The organism is Streptomyces sp. NPDC048291, from assembly GCF_043201715.1.
In the GTDB taxonomy this organism is placed as follows: Bacteria; Actinomycetota; Actinomycetes; order Streptomycetales; family Streptomycetaceae; genus Streptomyces.
The window spans coordinates 433,672-453,584 of record NZ_JBICZC010000002.1; the positions used below are offsets into that span (position 1 = coordinate 433,672).

The following is a 19,913-nucleotide window of genomic DNA, read 5'->3' on the forward strand; positions in this document are numbered from 1 at the left end:
CGGGCCTTCGGGGGTTGCTCGCGCAGTTCCCCGCGCCCCTGAGGGGCGCGGGGAACTGTTTCGACGCACGGATCCGGGTGCCCGAGGGTCGGGCACCCGGATCCGTCCTTCGCTGTCAGGGAGTGTCACTCACCGGCCGCCACCGCCGCCGCCGTGGCCACCGCCACCGCCGCCACCATGGCCACCGCCACCGCCGCCACCGTGACCGCCACCGCCGTAGCCGCCACCACCGTGACCGCCACCGCCATAGCCGCCGCCACCGTAGCCGCCGTAGCCGCCGTGACCGCCGTAGCCGTTGTCGTCCCAGCCGCCCCAGCCGCCCCAGCCGCCGTAGCCGCCGCCACCGCGACCGCCGTAGCCGCCGCCGCCGTAGCCGCCGCCGCCGTGACCGCCGCCGCCGTAGCCTCCGCCGCCATGGCCGCCACCGCCGCCGCCGTGGCCACCGCCACCGCCGCCGCCATGGCCGCCGCCGCCACCGCCACCGCCGTTGTCCTGGTAGGAGACGACGTGGTCTGGCGCCGCGTGGGTGGCCGCACTGGCGATTCCGGCTCCGGCGCCGAGCGCCAGGATGGGTGCCGAAATCGCAGCGATGGCGACCCTCTTCATACGTGTGGTGTGCGCGCGCATGGTTTCGCCCCTCTCCGAGGGTGTGGTTGTGTGACGACGGCCGCCGTGTGTCGCAAGGGCAGGCCGCCCTGCGTGCACTCCAGAGCCTGCGCGCAGCCCTGAGCGCGTCCGCCGCCCGCGATGCCGGTTCTCCGCACCCTGTCCGGGCTCTCCGGCGGACCACGTCACGTCCTCGTTGAAACGGACATAAGTGACGTTCGTGTATAAACCTACGGCGCGGGCGCGACGAAGTCAAAAGCAGGACCTCGACCAAGCAAAAAAGAACAAGTAAAGCCTGCGGAGCCGCCGTTCGGGCCGACGCCTTCCGGCCGGGCGGGGTGGCGGGATAGCCTCGGAGGCGCGATATCTCTGACTCAGTCAACCATCGGGATCCCGCCATGACCGTCCAGGACATCCGTGCCTTCAACCGCTTCTACACCAACCTCATCGGCGCCCTCGACTACGGCCGCCACCTCTACGCCCCGTACACCCTCACCGAGGCCCGGGTGCTCTACGAGCTCGCGCACGCCGCCGACACCGACGCGGCCGACCTGCGGTCCGATCTCGCGCTGGACGCCGGGTACTTGAGCCGGATCCTCAACAAGTTCGAGGAGGCCGGGCTGGTCGAGCGGGCGCCCTCGGAGAAGGACCCGCGGCGGCGGCGCGTCTCCCTCACCGCGGGCGGCCGGTCCGCCGCCGAGCTGCTGGACGAGCGGGCCCGCGAATCGGTCGGCTCGCTGCTGGGCGCCGTCGACCAGGGCGAGCGGGCCCGCCTCGCCGAGGCGATGCGCACCATCCGCACGATCCTCGGCGACGGGCACGCCCCCGAGGGCTCCGGCGAGGTCGTGCTGCGCGAGCCGCACCCCGGCGACCTGGGCTGGATCGTGCAGCGCAACGCCGCCCTGTACGCGGCCGAGTACGGCTTCAACGCCGACTACGAGGGGCTCGTCGCCCGGATCGTCGCCGACTACGCCGAGGACCACGACCCGCACCTGGAGCGGACCTGGATCGCCGAGTGGGCCGGGCGGCCGGTGGGCTGCGTGATGTGCGTACGGGACGACGCCCCGGGCGCCGCACGGCTGCGGCTGCTGCTCGTCGAGCCGGAGGCCCGCGGGCTCGGCGTCGGCGACCGGCTGGTCACCGCCGTGACCGACTTCGCGCGCGGGGTCGGCTACCGGGAGCTGGTCCTGTGGACCAACGACGTGCTGTCCGCCGCCCGCCGCGTCTACCAGCGGCACGGCTTCGTCCTCACCGCCGAGAAACCGCACCGCTCCTTCGGCAAGGACCTGGTCGGCCAGGACTGGCGACTGGACCTGCACGCGACCGGCGAGTGAGAAGTAGGTTGGTGGACATGAAGTTCGCCTTCTCCACCCTCGGGGTCCCCGGTCTGCCCGTGCCGGAGGTACTGGCCCTCGCCACGGCCCACGGCTACCACGGCGTCGAGCTGCGCGCCCACCCCGAGGAGCCGGTGCATCCCGGCCTCGGCCCGGCCGCGCGCTCCGACGTGGCCGCCGAGTTCAAGGCGACCGGGGTGGAGGTCCTGGGCGTCGCCGGGTACGCACGCCTCGCGGCGCCCGGCGAGGACGCCCCGGTCCTCGACGAGACGCGCCAACTCCTCCAGCTCGCCCACGACCTGGGCGCCTCCTACGTCCGCGTCTTCCCGGGCGCCGACCCGGCGCTGCCGGCCGCCGAGTCCGACGCGATCGCCGCCCGGCGGCTCGGCACGGTCGCCGAGGACGCCGCCGCGCTCGGCGTACGGGTCCTGCTCGAGACCCACGACTCGCACCGCACCGGTGCCGCCGCGATCCGGATCCTCGGCCCGGTCGGCCACCGCATGGTCGGCTCGCTCTGGGACGTCATGCACACCTGGCTGGGCGGCGAGCAGCCCGCCGAGAGCTTCGCGGCGCTCGCCCCGCACCTCGGCTACGTCCAGGTCAAGGACATCGCCTCGGCCGACGACACCACGCCGCTGCCGCTCGGTGCCGGGGTGCTGCCCCTGTCCGAGTGCGTCGAGGTGCTCTCCCGGCACGGCTGGGACGGCTGGCTGTGCTGGGAGTACGAGAAGCGCTGGTACGAGGCCGCGCCCCCGCTGCCCGGCCTACTGGCCGCCGGCCGCGAGCACCTGGCCCGACTGCTCAACGACTCGGCCTGACCCCCGCACTCACGCGCCGACCGCCGCGGTCACGCGCCGACCCGCGCGGTCACGCGCTGACCCGCGCGGTCACGCGCTGACCCGCGCGGTCATGGGCTGACCCCAGCGGTCGTGGGCTGTCCCGCGCGCTCACGCGCCGACCGCCCCGGTCATGGCTGACCCGCGCGGTCGTGGGCTGACCCGCGCGGTCGTGGGCTGACCCCAGCGGTCGTGGGCTGTCCCGCGCGCCCACGCGCCGGCTCCCGCGGTCACGCGCTGTCCCGCGCGCTCACGCGCCGACCGCCCCGGTCATGGCTGACCCGCGCGGTCGTGGGCTGACCCGCGCGGTCATGGGCTGACCCCAGCGGTCGTGGGCTGACCCGCGGTCACGCGCTGTCCCGCGCGGTCATGGGATGGCCCGCGCTCACGCGCCGGTGGCCGGGAGCCCCCACCCGGCGGCCAGTTCCCCGAACGCCTCGTGGAAGGCCGGGAAGGTCTTCTTCACGCACTCCGGGTCGTCGAAGGAGATCCCGGGCGTGCGCAGGCCGGTCACCGCGAAGGACATCACGACGCGGTGGTCGCCGTAGGTCTTGATCTCGGCCGGGGCGGGCGTGCCGGGCCGGATCTCGATCCAGTCCTCGCCCGTGGCGACCTCGATGCCCAGCCGGCGCAGGTTCTCCGCGCAGGCGTCGAGCCGGTCGCACTCCTTCACCCGGGTGTTGGCCACGTCCTCGATGCGGACCGGGCCGTCCGCGAAGGGGGCGATCGCCGCGAGCGTGGGCATGGTGTCGGAGATGTCCCGCATGGCGACGGTGAGACCGCGGAGTGTGCCGGTGCCCCGCACGGTCGTGCCGCCTTCGGCGACCTCGACGTCCGCGCCCATCCGCCGCAGGACGTCCACGAACCCCAGGTCGCCCTGGAGCGCGCCCCGCCCGAGCCCCGGGACGGTGACCTCACGGCCCGTCACGGCCGCCGCGGCGAAGAAGTAGCTGGCGGTGGAGGCGTCGGGCTCCACCGCGTAGGTGGTGGCCCGGTAGCCGCCGGCCGGGACGACGTAGACCTCGCCCTCCCGCGCCACCTCCACGCCGAACGACCGCATCATCGCGATCGTGATCTCCACGTACGGCGCGGACACCAGGTCCGTCACCCGGATCCGCAGGCCCCTGCGGGTGAGCGGGCCGAGCAGCAGCAGGGCGCTGAGGTACTGCGAGGACTGCCCGGCGTCCAGCGTCACCTCGCCGCCCTCGACCCCGGCCGCCTCGATGCGCAGCGGGTGGTGGCCCTCGGCCGCCTCGTGGCGCAGGTCGACACCGAGGTCGCGCAGGGCGCGGGTGAGCGGGGCGAGGGGGCGGCGGCGCATCTGCGCGGAGGCGTCGAAGCGGTAGCTGCCGTGGCCGGCCGCGGCGAGGGTGGGCAGGAAGCGGGCGGTGGTGGCGCCGTCCCGGCAGTAGACCTCGGCCTCGGGCAGCGCGGGGCCCTGCGGGCGGCCGTCCACCTGCCAGGTGTCGCGGGTACGGCCGACGCGGTAGCCGAGCCGGGCCAGGCCCTCGGCGAAGCCCTCGGTGTCGTCGGAGCGGAGGGGGCGGACGAGGGTGGTGACTCCGTCGGCGGCGGCCGCGAGGAAGAGGGCGCGGGCGGTGACGGACTTGGAGCCGGGGACGGCGACAGCGGGCATGGGCCGATGATCTCTGGTTTCCCGGAGGCGGGAGGCGTTTGTCCATGGGGTGGAACAGGTTGTTCGATGTGTGCGGGCCGGTGGGGGTTGTTCGCGCAGTTCCCCGCGCCCCTTTCAGGGGCGCTTCACCAACGCCACTTTGATCCCTCGGCCCCCGAGTTACGGAAATCCGGCGTCGCCCGGGAACCCACCCCCCGCCCCGTCCGTCCAAAGCGCAGGCTGTCGGAAGAGTCTTCGTGGTGCGGTGTCGGCACTCGCTGCTGGCTGCGATCGCTGACCTACCCTCTCCGCCGCACCACGGCCGTCGGCCCGCCGCCATCGACGTGCCCCCCTCCAATGCGCCGATGGCGGCCCCTTTCTGGTTACTGTGCATTTCCCCACCGTAAGGAGTGCACGTGCCCTCCAGACGTACCGTTCTCGCCGCCACCGCGGGCGTCACCGCGGGACTGGCCGTCGGCACCAGTGCGAACGCCCTCGACTCCGACGACAAGAGGCTCCGCGCGCTGATCTCCCGGATGACGGTCGAGGAGAAGGTCGGCCAGCTGTTCGTGATGCGGGTCTACGGGCATTCGGCCACCGACCCCGACCAGGCCGACATCGACGCCAACCTCGAGGAGATCGGCGTCCGCACCGCCGCCGAGCTGATCGGGAAGTACCGGGTCGGCGGGATCATCTACTTCACCTGGACGCACAACACCCGGGACCCGCGGCAGATCGCCGAGCTGTCGAACGGGATCCAGCGCGCCTCGCTGGAGCAGCCGCGCGGCCTGCCCGTGCTGATCGCCACCGACCAGGAGCACGGCGCCGTCTGCCGGATCGGGAAGCCCGCCACCCTCTTCCCGGGCGCCATGGCCCTGGGGGCGGGCGGCTCCCGGGCCGACGCCCGTACCGTCGGCCGTCTCTCGGGCGCGGAACTGCGGGCGATGGGCGTCCGGCAGGACTACTCCCCCGACGCCGACGTGAACGTGAACCCGGCCAACCCGATCATCGGCGTACGGTCCTTCGGGGCCGGCCCGGACGCGGTCGGGGCGCTGGTGGCCGCGGAGGCGCAGGGGTACCAGGACGCGGGCGTGGCGGCCACCGCCAAGCACTTCCCGGGGCACGGCGACACCGCCGTCGACAGCCACACCGGCTTCCCGGTGATCACGCACAGCCGGGAGCTGTGGGAGAAGCTGGACGCGGTCCCGTTCCGGGCGGCGATCGAGGCCGGCATCGACTCGGTCATGACCGCGCACATCCAGTTCCCGGCCCTGGACGGCTCCGGCGACCCGGCCACCCTCTCGCACCCCGTCCTCACCGGCATCCTGCGCGGTGAACTCGGCTACGACGGGGTCGTGGTGACCGACTCCCTGGGCATGGAGGGGGTCCGCACCAAGTACGGCGACGACCGGGTGCCCGTGCTCGCCCTCAAGGCCGGCGTCGACCAGCTCCTCAACCCGCCCACCCTGGACGTCGCCTGGAACGCCGTCCTGAAGGCCGTCCGGGACGGGGAGCTGACCGAGGCCCGGCTGGACGAGTCGGTCCTGCGGATCCTGCGGCTGAAGTCCCGGCTGGGGCTGCTGGACCGGCCGTACGTCAACGCGAAGGACGTCGGCCGGGTGGTCGGGGCGGCGAAGCACCTCGCCGCCGCCGACCGGATCGCCGAGCGCACCACCACGCTGCTGGTGAACGAGGGCGGACTGCTCCCGCTCTCCCCCCGCACGCACGGCACGGTGCTGGTGGTCGGCGCCGACCCGGACGCGCCGTCCGGTACGACGGGCCCGCCGACCGGCGTGCTCGCCGCCGCCCTCACCGAACTGGGCTTCACGGCAAGCGCGTTGTCCACGGGTACGGCTCCTTCCCCCGCGACCGTCGACCGGGCCGTCGCGGCGGCGCGGGCGGCGGACGCGGTGGTGGTCGGGACGTACAACGTGACGGCGGGCGGCGGACAGCGGCAGCTGGTGGAACGGCTGGTCGCGACCGGCGTCCCGGTGGTGGCGGTGGCGGTGCGCAATCCGTACGATGTCGCCCAACTCCCCTCCGTACGGGCCTGCTTGGCGGCCTACTCCTGGACCGACGTCGAACTGCGGGCCGCGGCACGGGTGATCGCGGGCCGGGTGGCACCGCGCGGCAGGCTGCCGGTGCCGGTGCAGCGGGCGGACGATCCGACGCAGGTGCTGTACCCGATCGGTCATGGGCTGACGTATTAGACGTACGCCACAGAACCGGGCGTAACACCCCCAACGGGCGGAAAGCCTCCCGTACAGCTGACGCGGAACGTGATCGCGGGCCACGCTGGCAGGGGGGGTCGGTATGCGGAGCAGACGTTTGGCGGGGCTTCTGGTGGCGCTGGCCGTCGTGCTGCTGCCGGCCGGCTGCCGGACGTCGTCGTCCGGGGCGCCGGCGGGCAGCGCGCGGTCGACCGCGAGCCCGGCGCTGCCCGGGTACGGCGCGCGGTTCCTCGCGGTGGGCGAGTGCAGCTCGTTCGGGACCGCCGGCTTCACCGAGGTGCCCTGCTCCGGTGAACGCGCGGCGGCCCGGGTGATCGCCCGCTACGACGGCACCGTCGCCGGCGGTCCGCCGTGCCCGGCCACCACCGACTTCGTGCTGCACATCGGCGCCCAGCGCACGGGCGGCGGCGAGAACGGCGACGGAACGATCCCGCAGGGCTACGCCTGCATGCGCAACCTGGAGCCGCCGCACCCCGGTGACCCGGGCGGGGGCGGCGGGCCGCGCACGATCGTCGGCGACTGCGTCTACGGCTCGGGCAGCGGCGAGGTCCGGGAGACCGCCTGCGACGGCTCGGGAACCCACAAGCCGCAGTACCGGGTGGCGCGAGCGGTCACCTCACGGGCCGACTGCCCGCCGTCCACCGCCCTCTACGTCCAACTGGGCGGGCAGCATCCGGTGGGCTGCGCCCGGCGCGTGTGAACACTCCTGTCGGTCACGGAAGCCCACCTCGGATTCAGCGCGAGAACGCCAAGTCCGCGGCAACCGACCGATCTTGATGCTTGGTCAGTTGCATGCCCATCAGACCGGAAAGGCCGCCTGGAAGGCCAGGCGCGGGGCGGCGGCCGCACCGATGCGGGCGAGGAGGTCGTCGAGCGCGAGGTACTCCTCCCAGGGCTCGAGGTGGGCACCGGTCCCCTCACCATGACTCGGCCTGCCGGAACAGCGTGATCGCCTCGGCCAGGAACCAGACGCAGAAGAGCAGACACGCGACCCACAGGGCCCACAGGATCCACCGGACCTCCCGTCGGATGCGCACGCGCGGTTCGCCCTCCCTCAGCAGAGGATCCAGCCCGAGCTCACCGAGCTTCGTCCCACCGTGCCCCGCACCCACACGCAGCGGTGTCCCGCGTGGACCGTGACCGGGCCCGCGCGGTGGCTGTACTCGCCCTGGTCGACGACCGGGCGGTTGCCGCGGGCCTGGACGCTGACGGACATGGTCCGCCTGCCGCCGGACTTCTTGGGGAGGGTGATCGCGCAGACGTAGCCGCCCTGCCGGTAGACGTGCACGGTGCCGGTGGCGAAGGACAGGGTCCGCACCTCGCGTCCGGCGCAGTTCGCGGCCGTCACCGCCTGGGCCTCGGCCGGTGCCACGAGCGCGAACACCCCGGAGGCGGCCAGCACGGCCACGCCGAGCGCCAGCCGCCGGCGTATCGCACCACTGTCCACAGTCGTCCCCTCCCGTACCGCAGCTGTGCACCAGCCATGACCGTACTGATGTACGGACGCCCGACATATGTCGGATGGTTGCACGGCGGTCGGGAAGCCGGGGTCAGCGGGTCGCGCCCACCGGCTCCTCCGGTTCCTCGGGCTGGCCGACGAAGGTGCGCCACAGCTCGGCGTACCGGCCGTCGCGGGCCAGGAGTTCGTCGTGGGTGCCGTCCTCGGCGACCCGGCCGTGGTCCATGACCACCACCCGGTCGGCGCGGGCCGCGGTGGTCAGCCGGTGGGCGACCACCAGGGTGGTACGACGGCCCGTCAGGCGGTCGGTGGCCATGTTGACCTGCGCCTCGGTCGCCAGGTCCAGGGCCGCCGTCGCCTCGTCGAGGAGCAGCACGTCGGGGTCGACCAGCTCGGCGCGGGCGAGGGCGATGAGCTGGCGCTGGCCCGCGGAGAGGTTCCGGCCGCGCTCGGCCACCTCGTGGAGGTAGCCGCCGTCGAGGGTGGCGATCATCTCGTGGGCGCCGACCGCGCGGGCCGCCGCCTCCACCTGGGCGTCGGTCGCGTCCGGGCGGCCGTAGGCGATGGCGTCCCGGACGGTCCCCGGGAAGAGGTACGCCTCCTGCGGGACCACCCCGAGGCGATGGCGGTAGGCGGTGAGGTCGAGGTCGCGCAGGTCGGTGCCGTCGACCGTCACCCGGCCGCCGGTCGGGTCGTAGAACCGCGCGACGAGCTTGACCAGGGTCGACTTGCCGGCGCCGGTCTCGCCGACGAAGGCGACGGTCTGCCCGGCGGGGACGGTCAGGTCGATGCCGGTCAGGGCTTCTTCATCGTCGCCGTACGCGAAGTGCACGTTCTCGAAGGCGATGTCGCCGTGCAGGGAACCGACCTCGCGCGGCCTGTCCGCCGCCACCGTGGACGTCGGCTCGCGCAGGAGTTCCTGGATGCGGCCGAGGGAGACGGTCGCCTGCTGGTAGCCGTCGAAGACCTGCGAGAGCTGCTGGACGGGGGCGAAGAACAGGTCGATGTAGAGCAGGTAGGCGACCAGGGCGCCGGTGGTGAGGGTCGCCGCCTCCACCCGGTGGGCGCCCGCCATCAGGACGCTCGCCGCGGCCACCGACGACAGCAGCTGGACGAACGGGAAGTAGACCGATATCAGCAACTGGCCCCGGATACGGGCCTTGCGGTAGCTCTCGCTGCGTTCGGTGAAGCGACGGCCGCTGTCCCCCTCGCGCCGGAAGGCCTGCACGATCCGCAGCCCCGACACCGTCTCCTGGAGGTCGGCGTTGACCACCGACACCCGCTCGCGGGCGAGTTCGTACGCCTTGACGCTCGCCCGGCGGAAGAAGAAGGTCGCGACGACCAGCGGGGGCAGGGTGATGAAGACGACCAGCGCGAGCTGTACGTCGATCACCAGCAGGGCGACCATGATGCCGAAGAAGGTGACGACGGAGACGAACGCGGTGACCAGGCCCGTCTGCAGGAAGGTGGAGAGGGCGTCGACGTCGGTCGTCATCCTCGTCATGATCCGGCCGGTCAGCTCCCGCTCGTAGTAGTCGAGTCCGAGCCGCTGGAGCTGGGCGAAGATCTTCAGCCGCAGGGAGTAGAGGACCCGTTCGCCGGTGCGGCCGGTCATCCGGGTCTCGCCGATCTGGGCCGCCCACTGGGCGAGCACCGCGAACAGGCCGAGCAGCGCGGCCGCCCAGACCGCGCCGAGCGCCATCCTGCTGACGCCCTGGTCGATGCCGTGCCGGATCAGCACCGGGAGCAGCAGGCCCATGCCGGCGTCCACGGCGACGAGCCCGAGGCTGACCAGCAGCGGCGCGCCGAAGCCGCGCAGCAGGCGGCGCAGGCCGTAGGAGTCCTCGGGGCGTACGGCGCCGGCCTCGTCGATGTCGGGGACGTCGGTGGCCGGGGGCAGCGCCTCGACCTGGGCGAGGAGTTCGGGGGTGGCCGGGGTGCCGGCGAGGGCGAGGTCGCGGGGCGTGCGGTCACCGGTCCACAGGCGCGGGGTCACGCCGCGCTCGGCGTCGAACTCGGCGTCCAGCTCGTCCCGTACGGACGTGTCCTCGCGCGGTTCGAGGGGCAGCGCGTGTCCCGGGGAGACCCCGCCCAGCTCGTCAGGGTCGGTGAGGAGCCTGCGGTACAGGGCGGAGCGCTGCTGGAGCTCCTCGTCGGTGCCGATGTCGGCGAGCCGGCCGCCGTCGAGGACGGCGATGCGGTCGGCGAGGTTCAGGGTGGAGCGGCGGTGCGCGATGAGGAGGGTGGTGCGGCCCTCCATCACGTGGGCGAGGGCCTCGTGGATCTCGTGCTCCACGCGCGCGTCGACGGCCGACGTCGCGTCGTCGAGGACGAGGAGCCGGGGGTCGGTGAGCAGGGCGCGGGCGAGGGCGACGCGCTGGCGCTGGCCGCCGGAGAGGGTGAGGCCCTGCTCGCCGACCTTGGTGTCGTAGCCGTCGGGCAGCCCGGCGATGAAACGGTCGGCCTGGGCGGCGCGGGCCGCGGCGAGGATCTCGTCCTCGGTGGCGTCGGGACGGCCGTACGCGATGTTGTTGCGGACCGTGTCGGAGAAGAGGAACGAGTCCTCGGGGACCAGGCCGATCGCGGCCCTGAGCGAGTCGTGGGTCAGCTCGCGGACGTCGTGGCCGCCGATGAGGACGGCGCCGTGGGTGACGTCGTAGAAGCGGGGCAGGAGGAGGGAGACCGTGGACTTGCCGGAGCCGGAGGAGCCGACGACGGCGAGGGTCTCGCCCGGCCGGATCTCGAAGCTCAGCCCCTTCAGGACCGGGCGCTCATGCTCGTACCCGAACGACACGTCGTCGAACTCGACGGTCGCGGGCGCGTCGGCGGGGAGGGTCTTGGTGCCCTCCTTCATGGTGGGCCGGGTGTCGATCAGTTCGAGCACCCGCTCGGTGCCGGCCCGGGCCTGCTGGCCGACGGTGAGGACCACGGCGAGCATCCGGACCGGGCCGACCAGCTGGGCGAGGTAGGAGGAGAAGGCGACGAAGGTGCCGAGGGTGATGTGCCCCCGGACGGCGAGCCAGCCGCCGAGCGCCAGCATCGCGACCTGGCCGAGGGCCGGGACGGCCTGCAGGGCCGGGGTGAACGTGCTGTTCAGCCGGATCGTGCGCAGCCGCCCCGCGAAGAGCTTCCGCCCGACCTCCTTGAGCTTGCCGGTCTCCTGCTCCTCCTGCCCGAACCCCTTCACCACGCGCACGCCGCTCACCGCGCCGTCGACCACGCCGGCCACGGCGGCGGCCTGGGCCTGGGCGTACCAGGTGGCCGGGTGCAGCTTGCTGCGGCTGCGCTTGGCGATCCAGTACAGGGCCGGGGCCACGGCGAGGGCGACCAGGGTGAGCGGCGGCGACAGCCAGGCCATGATCGCGAGGGAGATCACGAAGAGCAGGACGTTGCCGATGGTCATCGGCAGCATGAAGAGGAGGCCCTGGATCAGCTGGAGGTCGCTGGTGGCCCTGCCCACCACCTGGCCCGTGGACAGCTCGTCCTGCCGCCGTCCGTCGAGCCGGGTGAGGGTGTCGTACATCTCGGTCCGCAGGTCGTGCTGGACGTCGAGGGCGAGCCGGCCGCCGTAGTAGCGGCGGACGAAGGTGGCCGCGTAGACGAGGACGGCGGCACCGATCAGGGCACCGGCCCAGGGCCCCATGGACCGGCTGTGCCCGCCGATCACGTCGTCGATGATCACCTTGGTGATCAGGGGTACGACGGCCAGCACCGCCATTCCGGCCAGCGAGGACCCGAGCGCGAGCACGACGTCCCGGGGATGCCGCCAGGCATACCCCGCCAGCCTGCGCGCCCAGCCGTCCTGCCGCCGCTCCCCCTGTTGCGCTGCCACGCGGGTGCCCTCCGTTCGCCCTGTTCTTCCGCATCGCCACAACACGAAACGAAGCGGATTTCATCCCTCCGCAACAAAACGGGGGGGCCGAGTGGGCGGGGCGGACGAGGCCGAGGGGGGCGGGGCCTGCGGCGGGTGCCTACTCGTGGGCGCTGATCACGCCGCCGGCGCTGAGCACGATGTACACGCCGTTGGCGTCGAGGCCGACGTCGTGCTGGTTCGCCTCCAGCGTGGCGTCGACCGAGCCGTCGTTGCCGAGGATCTGCGCGCGGTACCGGAGCTCGCCGACCTTGGTGACCTCGGCCGTCCAGCCGCCCGCGAGCTTGAAGGTGCCCGGTCCGGTGTGGCCGCCGCCCATCCAGGAGTGGACGTCGCCGCCGAGCGTGAGCACGACGAACATGTCGTTGGCGTCGAGTCCGGCGTCCGACCGGCCGGTCTCGATCGTGGCCAGGACCGCGCCCCGGCTGACGATCTCCGCCCGGTAGTGCTCGGCACCGAGCCGGTAGACCTCGGCCTTGCTGCCGTCCGCCAGGGTCCGGGTACGGACCGGGGCCGCCGTCCTGGCCGCCGGAGCCGCCGTCTTCGCGGCCGGGGCGGCCGGGGTGACGGTGCGGGACGGGGCGAGCGTCTCGGTCCGCACGTCGGCGGGGGTCCTGCCGGTGCCGGTCGCGGCGGAACCGGACACCTTCTGCTCCGGGCGGGCGGCGCCGTCCTTGCTGCCTCCGCTCCCTCCGCTCTGGCAGGCGGTCAGCGAGAGCGCCGCGGCGGCGGCGACGGCCACCAGGGCGGCGGAGCGGACGGTACGGCGGGCACGGCGCGTGGTCGTCATCGAAATCCCCCATGAGTCATCAGGACGCTCTGTCCTGTGCACGGTGAGATGGCGATCGAGCGGGGGGTTGTTCATCGCGTTCTGTCAGCGTTCGGTAACAGGGGGTCGGTGACGGGGGAAGGCGCCCTCCGTTCGCGGAATCCCGGCGGAGGCAGCAGGATGCGTGCTCAGGGGATCGTGGGGATCGTGGTGGGGCCGGCCACCGCAGGAGGTCCGCATGGCGAGGTTGCTGTCCGTCAACGTCGGACTGCCCGAGGACGTCTCCTGGCAGGGCAGGACCGTCCGCACCGGGGCGTGGAAGTCCCCCGTGCCCGGCAGCCGCATGGTGCGGCGGCTGAACGTCGACGGGGACGGCCAGGGCGACCTGGCCGGACACGGCGGCGAGATCCGGGCCGTCCTCGTCTACCAGCTGGACTCCTACCGGTACTGGCGGAAGGAGCTGGGCCGCGACGACCTGGACTTCGGGATGTTCGGGGAGAACTTCACCGTCGACGGGCTGCCCGACGACGAGGTGTGCATCGGCGACCGGTACCGCATCGGGGAGGCCGAGTTCGAGGTGACCCAGCCCCGGGTCACCTGCTACCGGGTCGGCATGCGCCTGGGCGAACCCGCGATGGCCTCGCTCCTGGTCGCCCACCACCGGCCGGGCTTCTACCTGCGGGTGATCACCGAGGGCCGGGTCCGGGCCGGTGACGGGATCACCCGCACCCGCAGGGGCCCGGGGGAGCTCAGCGTCGCCGACACCGACGCGCTGCTCTACCTGCCCGGCCGCGACCCCGCGAAGCTGAGCACGGCCCTGAGCATCCCCGCCCTCAGCCCCGGCTGGCAGCAGTCCTTCCGGGAACTCGCCGCCGCCGGGCAGACCGGTCCCGAGCCGGGGCCGCCGGGTTTCCGGCCGCTGCGGGTGGCCCGCATCGTCCCCGAGACCGCCGACGTCTCCTCCGTCCACCTCGGCACCACCGACGGCACCCCGCTGCCCGAGGCCCGCCCAGGCCAGTACCTCTCGCTCCGCCTGGCCGTCGACGGCACCGACCGCGCCGTACGCAGCTACTCCCTGTCCGCGACGCCCACGGACGGCACCTACCGCATCAGCGTCAAGCACGAGCCGCACGGGAAGGTCAGCGGCTACATCCACGCCCGGCTCCGCGCCGGAGACCTCGTGGAGGTGGCCGGTCCGCGCGGAGCGTTCGTGCTCGAAGAGGGCGCCGGTCCGGTCGTCCTGCTCTCCGCGGGCATCGGCGTCACTCCCGTGCTCGCCATGCTGCACCGGCTGGCGGCCGTACGGGACCCGCGCCCCGTCTGGTGGATCCACACCGCACACGACCGCGCCCACCACGCCTTCGCGGACGAGGCCCACGCCCTGCTGGCGCAACTCCCCCACGCCCACGAGCACATCCACTACACCGCGCAGCAACCGCCGCCCGGCGACGCCCGCGTCACCCGGGGCCGTCCGACCGCCGCCTCGCTCACCGCCCTGGGCGTCCCCGCCGACGCCGACGCCTACCTCTGCGGACCGGCCGCCTTCATGGACGACCTCTCCGCTCACCTGCGCGAGCTCGGTCTGCGCCCCGAGCGGATCCGCACGGAGCGGTTCGGCGCGCTCGCCGCCGTCAACCCGGGCGTCACCGCCACCGACCCGGTACGCCCGCACCAGCCCTCCGGCCCGCCGGGCACCGGCCCCCTCGTCACCTTCAGCCGCACCGGCATCACCACCCCGTGGTCACCCGCCCGCGGCTCGCTCCTCGAACTCGCCGAAGCCTGCTCCATCCCCACCCGCTGGTCCTGCCGCACCGGCGTCTGCCACACCTGCGTGACGCCCGTGGTGACCGGCGACGTCACCTACACCGCCCCGCCCCTCGAACTCCCCGAGCCCGGCACGGCTTTGATCTGCTGCTCGACACCGGCGACCGAGGTCGTCCTCGATCTCTGAGTCCCGCACTAGGAGTTCGGCCGGCCGTACACGTCCTGGTGCCCGACGGTGATCGCCCACCGCACGCCCGCCGACGCCGTCACCCGCACCGTGCCCGGGGTGTGGGGGCGCACCCCGCCGCCGTTCATGTTCGTCTCGTTGTCGATGGTGCTGACCCGGCCGTCGACGCAGTCGAACGGGAAGTTGAAGCCGAGCGGTTCGACGGTGACGGTCAGTCTGCCCTTGCCCTCGCAGTTCACCAGAACGGCCAGGATGCCGCTGCCGACGCCGCCCTTGATGTCCATCTCCCGGCCTCCGGTGGCGTTCGCCGCCTGGGCGACGACCTCACCGTCGGGGAAGGCCGGTGCCTTGGTGACGGTGTCGTCCCACGGCATGGTGACGGGGGTGGGCCTTCCCGTCGCGGCGGCGGGCGCGGAGGCCGCGGCGGCGGGCGACGAGGTCGCGGGGGCGGGCGCGGCGTGGCCGGGGCCGCCGCCGCAGCCGGCGGCGGCGAACAGCACGACCGTGACCGCGGAGAGCGCCGCGGCCTGCCCACTCGGGTTTCTCATGGGCCCCATCCTGTGGCACGGCTGAGGCCGGGCACAGGACGGCCCAGGTGACGGTTGTTTAAAGCCCTGACCGCTCGTACAACCATTCGCGCGAATCCGTGTGTCAACGGGGGTATGACTCACAGACGAAGGAGAGGGCTGGTCGCCACCGCGCTCGGCACCGGGTTTCTCATAGCCGGCGTGGCAGTCGCCGCGCCCGCGTCGGCCGCCGCGCCCGCCGTCAGCTGCACGTCGGCCAAGGCGGCGCTCGCCACGAAGCTGAAGAACGACATCACCACGGCCATCGCGAACCGCAAGGGGACGATCGCCGTCGGCCTGTACGACCGTTCGACGAAGACGACCTGCACCCTGCGCTCCACCACGCACTACGACTCGGCCAGCACGGTCAAGGTGACCGTCCTCGCCACGCTGCTGTGGGACGCGAAGAAGCACAACCGGTATCTGACCACCACCGAGCAGACGCTCGCCAAGGCCATGATCACCAAGTCGGACAACGACGCGACGACCAAGCTGTGGAAGCAGCTCGGCCTGACGAAGATCAAGGGCTTCCTGAGCGCCGCCGGGATGACGCAGACCACCCCGGGTGCCAACGGGTACTGGGGCCTGACCCAGATCGACGTGCACGACGAGCAGCGGCTGCTCGCGCTCGTCACCGCCAAGAACACCGTACTCAGCGACAATTCGCGGGCCTACATCCTGAAGCTGATGGGGCAGGTCATCTCGTCCCAGCGGTGGGGCACGCCGTACGGCGCCCCGTCCGGTGTCGCCGTGCACGTCAAGAACGGCTGGCTGCAGCGCGCCACGCACGGCTGGCGGGTGCACAGCCTCGGCACGTTCACCGGCGGCGGCCACGACTACCAGATGACCGTGCTGACCCAGGACAACAGCACCATGAGCTACGGCATCAACACCATCCAGGCCGTCGCGAAGGTCGTCCACAAGGACCTCGCGGCCTCCTGAGGCGGGGCGGCGGTTCGCGTACCGAAGTGCGGTCCCGGCGGCCGGAAACCGACCCTTTCCTTCACGGGGCGGTCTCCACCCCGTCACCGGTTCCCCCTACGGTGACCGCCATGCGCCTGCGAACCGTACTCGCCACCGTCACCGCCGGCCTGGCGGCGGCCACCTGTCTGTCCGCCGCCGGGCCCGCCAACGCCGTCGCGACCGGCACCGACGCGACCGACACCGCCTCAGCTCACGCGTGTTCGTCCTCGGTCTCCCTCGACAGCTTCTCCGACGCCCTCGACAAGACCACCTTCGGCGGCTATTTCGTCGGCAACCTCTCCGCGCTCGCCGTGGACAAGGACGGCTCGCTGGCCGCCCTCGCCGACCGGTCGTACCTGTTCGACCTGGACGCGAAGACGCTCGCGCCGAAGAAGGTCGTCGGGCTCGCCGACGAGAACGGCGCCGCGCTCGACTCCGAGGGCCTGGTCGTGGACCGGGACGGCACCCGCCTGATCACCTCCGAGACCGAGCCGTCGATCCGCCGCTACTCAGCGGACGGCAGGATCCTGGACCGCCTGCCCGTACCGTCCTCGCTGCTCGTCTCCCCGGCCGGGCGGGCCACCACCAACCAGACCTTCGAGGGCCTGACCCTCCTCGCTGGCGGCCGCACCCTGCTGGCCTCCATGGAGTACTCCATCTCCGGCGACACCGCCGGGATCGTCCGCTTCCAGACCTGGCAGCGCACCAAGGGCGACCACTTCAGGCTGTCGGCCCAGTACGCCTACCGCACCGACGACCCGATCCTCGGCGTCCCCGAGGTGCGGGCGCTGCCCGACGGCCGGCTCCTCGTCCTGGAGCGCGGCTTCACCGCCGGCGTCGGCAACACCGTCCGCCTCTTCCTGGCCGACCCGCGGCACGCCACGGACACCAGCGGCATCGAGAACCTCACCGGCCAGGCCGGCGTCCGCCTGGTCGAGAAGACGCTGCTGACGGACATCGCGAGCTGCCCGACGCTGGGCGCCACGGCCAAGCAGCCGCAGCCCAACCCGCTCCTCGACAACATCGAGGGCATGGTCGTCACCGGCCACGCCAAGGGCGCGTACAAGGTCCTCCTGGTCAGCGACGACAACCAGAACGCGGCCCAGACGACCCGGTTCTACCGGCTGTCGGTCCGGGTGCGCTGACCCGGCGGTCACGGAGGGCGGCCGCACGGTCGCCCTCTTACCGACATCTCATCCACCCACAGCCTGCGCCCAGGATCGGCACAGCCCCCGCCCATCGGGCGCACGCATGGTGGCGTGGTGACATCTGCCACCGATCCCGTCCCCCACACGCCCGTGTCGCCCGACTGGGGCCCGCCCACGGCGACCTCCACGGCACCCCCCACGCCGACTCCCGCGGACTCCCTGCCGGAGCGGGCACCACGCTGGTCGCTCCCCGCGTTGCTCGCGATCCTGGTCCTGGCGGCGGTGCTCTACTCCTGGAACCTCTCCGGTTCCGACATGAACACCTTCTACAGCGGCGCGATCTGGGCCGGTACGAAGAGCTGGAAGGCCTGGTTCTTCGGTTCGCTGGACCCCGGCAACTTCCTGACCGTCGACAAGCCGCCGCTCGCCACCATGGTCATGAGCCTGTCGAGCCGGATCTTCGGCTTCGGCACGTGGCAGATGATGGCGCCGATGATCGTGCTGGCGCTCGCCACGATCTACATCCTGCACTCCACCGTGAAGCGGGTGTGGGGCCACGGCGCGGCGACGGTCGCCGCGCTGGTGCTGGCGCTCACCCCGATCACCGTCGCGATCAACCGCGACAACAACCCCGACACGCTCCTCGTCTTCCTCATGGTGTCGGGCGCGGCGCTCGCGTTCCGCGCCACCCGTGACGAGAAGCTGCTCCCGCTGCTCGGCTCGGCGGCCTGCTTCGGTCTCGCCTTCAACACCAAGCTGCTCGCGGGCTGGATCGCGCTCCCGGCCGTCTTCGCGCTCTACCTCTACGCGTCGAAGGCCTCCTGGGCGAAGCGGGCCGTCAACCTCGCTCTCGCCGCGGTCGTCCTGGCCATCTCCAGCTTCTGGTGGGCGATCGCCGTCTCCCTGGTCCCGGCCGCCGACCGCCCGTACATCGGCGGCTCCACGGACGGCTCCGCCTGGGACCTGATCATGGGGTACGACGGTCTCGGCCGCGTCTTCGGCGGCGAGGGCAACGGCGGGGGCGGAGGCGGAGGCGGCGGCTTCTCCGGCTCCTCGGGCCTCGGCCGGATGTTCAACGACATCCTCGGCGGCCAGATCTCCTGGCTACTCCCCTTCGCGGGCATTGCGCTCGTCGGCGGCCTGGTGCTGTGCGGCCGTGCCCCGCGCACCGACCTGAAGCGGATGGCGCTGGTCCTCTGGGGCGGCTGGACCCTGCTGCACTACGTGATCTTCGCGACCGCGCAGGGCACCATGCACCCGTACTACACGACCGCGCTCGCCCCCGGCATCGCGGTGCTGTGCGGCGGCGGTGGCGCGATGCTGCTCCAGGCGTTCCGCACCGACAAGCGGTGGGTCTGGGTCCTCCCGGCCGCCTTCGGCGTCACCGGCATCTGGGCGATCGTCCTGCTGCGCCGGGCCTCCGGCTGGAACACCTGGCTGTGGCCGACGATCGCCGTGCTGACCGTGGCCGGCATCGTGGGCATGGTCCTCTTCCGGTCCGGCAACAGGGCCCGGCTGCTGACGGCCTCCCTGGCGGCGGCCGTGATCGCGGCGCTCGCGGGCCCGACGGCGTACGCGGCCGCGGTTCCGTTCGGCAGTGGCAGCGGCGGAATGGGCGGCGGTACGAACCCGACCGCGGGCCCGTCCACGGGCAGCGGCTTCGGCGGCGGTGGCGGCATGGGCGGCAACCGGGGTGGCGGCGGCTTCCCCGGCGGCGGCGAGATGCCGGGCGGCACCCAGCAGGGCGGCGGCCAGAACAGCCAGGCCGGCGGCGAGATGGGCGGCGGCTTCCCCGGCGGCACGAACGGCGAGGCCCCGACCGGTGGCATGAACGGCCAGGCACCGGGCGGCACCGGCACCAGCAACGGCGGCGGTCAGATGACGCCCGGCGGCGGCAACGGCGAACTGCCGAGCGGCGGCAACGGCAACGACGAACTGCCCGGCGGCACCGGCGAGATGCCCGGCGGAGGCACCGGTAGCGGTACCGGCACCGGCGGCACGCGGGGCGGCTTCGGCGGCGGCATGGGCGGCGGCGGTGGCATGGGCGGCAGCGTCAGCAGCGACCTGATCGCCTACCTGAAGAAGCACAAGGACGGCGCCACCTGGCTGCTGGCCGTGTCCAACTCCCAGTCCGCGGCGCAGATCGAGCTGAGCACGCGGGAGCCCGTGATCTCCATGTGGGGCTTCACCGGGTCCGACAAGGCGATGACCGTCGCCAAGCTCGAGGAACTGGTGAAGGCGGGCAAGCTGCACTACATCCAGATCGGCGGCAGCGGGATGGGCGGCGGCATGGGTGGCGGCAACTCCGTCAGCTCCGCCGTGAACACCTGGGTGCAGAAGCACGGCACCGCGGTCAAGGAGAGCGCGTACAGCAAGAGCGCCACGTCGAGTTCGGGTTCGGGCTCGAAGTCGTCGACGTCCTCGTCGTCCTCGTCGTCCTCCTCCTCGTCCTCGCAGAGCAGCACCTCGACGCTCTACCGGCTGGACCCGTCGGACGTCAGCTGACACACCGGCACATCCGGGACCCCCGACCACACGGTCGGGGGTCTCTTTTTACATCCCGT

14 protein-coding genes are annotated in these 19,913 nt (G+C 72.9%); 8 read left to right on the plus strand and 6 right to left on the minus strand.

Annotation, left to right across the window (positions count from 1 at the left end):
* Positions 1 to 129: 129 nt before the first annotated feature.
* Positions 130 to 627 carry a hypothetical protein gene (locus ACGF5O_RS06265; protein ID WP_393808734.1) on the minus strand — a complete coding sequence of 166 codons (498 nt, stop codon included), beginning with the start codon at positions 625 to 627 and terminating at the stop codon, positions 130 to 132.
* Positions 628 to 1,004: 377 nt separating this feature from the next.
* Between ACGF5O_RS06265 and ACGF5O_RS06270 the strand changes: the two genes are divergently transcribed.
* Positions 1,005 to 1,940 (plus strand): GNAT family N-acetyltransferase, encoded by a 936-nt coding sequence (locus ACGF5O_RS06270; protein ID WP_393808735.1) that lies wholly within the window; start codon positions 1,005 to 1,007, stop codon positions 1,938 to 1,940.
* A gap of 17 nt (positions 1,941 to 1,957) precedes the next feature.
* The gene (locus ACGF5O_RS06275) at positions 1,958 to 2,758 is read left to right on the plus strand and encodes a sugar phosphate isomerase/epimerase family protein (protein ID WP_393808736.1); all 801 of its coding nucleotides are present in this window, start codon (positions 1,958 to 1,960) and stop codon (positions 2,756 to 2,758) included.
* 403 nt (positions 2,759 to 3,161) lie between these two features.
* On the opposite strand, the gene aroA is transcribed toward ACGF5O_RS06275, so the two are convergent.
* Positions 3,162 to 4,412: a 3-phosphoshikimate 1-carboxyvinyltransferase gene (gene aroA, locus ACGF5O_RS06280; RefSeq protein ID WP_393808737.1), complete on the minus strand. Its 1,251-nt coding sequence runs from the start codon at positions 4,410 to 4,412 to the stop codon at positions 3,162 to 3,164.
* 395 nt (positions 4,413 to 4,807) lie between these two features.
* Between aroA and ACGF5O_RS06285 the strand changes: the two genes are divergently transcribed.
* Positions 4,808 to 6,601, plus strand: coding sequence for a glycoside hydrolase family 3 protein (locus ACGF5O_RS06285; protein WP_393808738.1), 1,794 nt, complete (start codon positions 4,808 to 4,810; stop codon positions 6,599 to 6,601).
* A gap of 103 nt (positions 6,602 to 6,704) precedes the next feature.
* Positions 6,705 to 7,322 (plus strand): hypothetical protein, encoded by a 618-nt coding sequence (locus ACGF5O_RS06290; RefSeq protein ID WP_393808739.1) that lies wholly within the window; start codon positions 6,705 to 6,707, stop codon positions 7,320 to 7,322.
* 354 nt (positions 7,323 to 7,676) lie between these two features.
* Here the strand turns inward: ACGF5O_RS06290 and ACGF5O_RS06295 are convergent, their stop codons facing one another.
* From ACGF5O_RS06295 to ACGF5O_RS06305, 3 genes are all read right to left on the minus strand, one after another.
* The gene (locus tag ACGF5O_RS06295; protein WP_393808740.1) at positions 7,677 to 8,069 is read right to left on the minus strand and encodes a hypothetical protein; all 393 of its coding nucleotides are present in this window, start codon (positions 8,067 to 8,069) and stop codon (positions 7,677 to 7,679) included.
* 103 nt (positions 8,070 to 8,172) lie between these two features.
* Entirely contained in the window at positions 8,173 to 11,913 is a 3,741-nt protein-coding gene (locus ACGF5O_RS06300) for an ABC transporter ATP-binding protein (protein ID WP_393808741.1), read from the minus strand.
* 139 nt (positions 11,914 to 12,052) lie between these two features.
* A complete protein-coding gene (locus ACGF5O_RS06305) occupies positions 12,053 to 12,742 on the minus strand; it encodes a hypothetical protein (protein ID WP_393808742.1) in 690 nt (229 codons plus the stop codon).
* 217 nt (positions 12,743 to 12,959) lie between these two features.
* Between ACGF5O_RS06305 and ACGF5O_RS06310 the strand changes: the two genes are divergently transcribed.
* Positions 12,960 to 14,672: an MOSC domain-containing protein gene (locus ACGF5O_RS06310; RefSeq protein WP_393808743.1), complete on the plus strand. Its 1,713-nt coding sequence runs from the start codon at positions 12,960 to 12,962 to the stop codon at positions 14,670 to 14,672.
* 8 nt (positions 14,673 to 14,680) lie between these two features.
* Here the strand turns inward: ACGF5O_RS06310 and ACGF5O_RS06315 are convergent, their stop codons facing one another.
* On the minus strand, positions 14,681 to 15,220 hold the full coding sequence (locus ACGF5O_RS06315; RefSeq protein ID WP_393808744.1) for a hypothetical protein: 540 nt from the start codon (positions 15,218 to 15,220) through the stop codon (positions 14,681 to 14,683).
* Between the two features lie 114 nt (positions 15,221 to 15,334).
* Between ACGF5O_RS06315 and ACGF5O_RS06320 the strand changes: the two genes are divergently transcribed.
* The 3 genes from ACGF5O_RS06320 to ACGF5O_RS06330 all read left to right on the plus strand — a co-directional run bounded on the left by ACGF5O_RS06320 (position 15,335) and on the right by ACGF5O_RS06330 (position 19,854).
* Entirely contained in the window at positions 15,335 to 16,180 is an 846-nt protein-coding gene (locus tag ACGF5O_RS06320; protein WP_393808745.1) for a serine hydrolase, read from the plus strand.
* A 110-nt stretch (positions 16,181 to 16,290) separates the two neighbouring features.
* The gene (locus ACGF5O_RS06325; RefSeq protein WP_393808746.1) at positions 16,291 to 17,346 is read left to right on the plus strand and encodes an esterase-like activity of phytase family protein; all 1,056 of its coding nucleotides are present in this window, start codon (positions 16,291 to 16,293) and stop codon (positions 17,344 to 17,346) included.
* A 117-nt stretch (positions 17,347 to 17,463) separates the two neighbouring features.
* The gene (locus ACGF5O_RS06330; RefSeq protein WP_393808747.1) at positions 17,464 to 19,854 is read left to right on the plus strand and encodes an ArnT family glycosyltransferase; all 2,391 of its coding nucleotides are present in this window, start codon (positions 17,464 to 17,466) and stop codon (positions 19,852 to 19,854) included.
* The last annotated feature ends 59 nt before the right edge of the window (positions 19,855 to 19,913 follow it).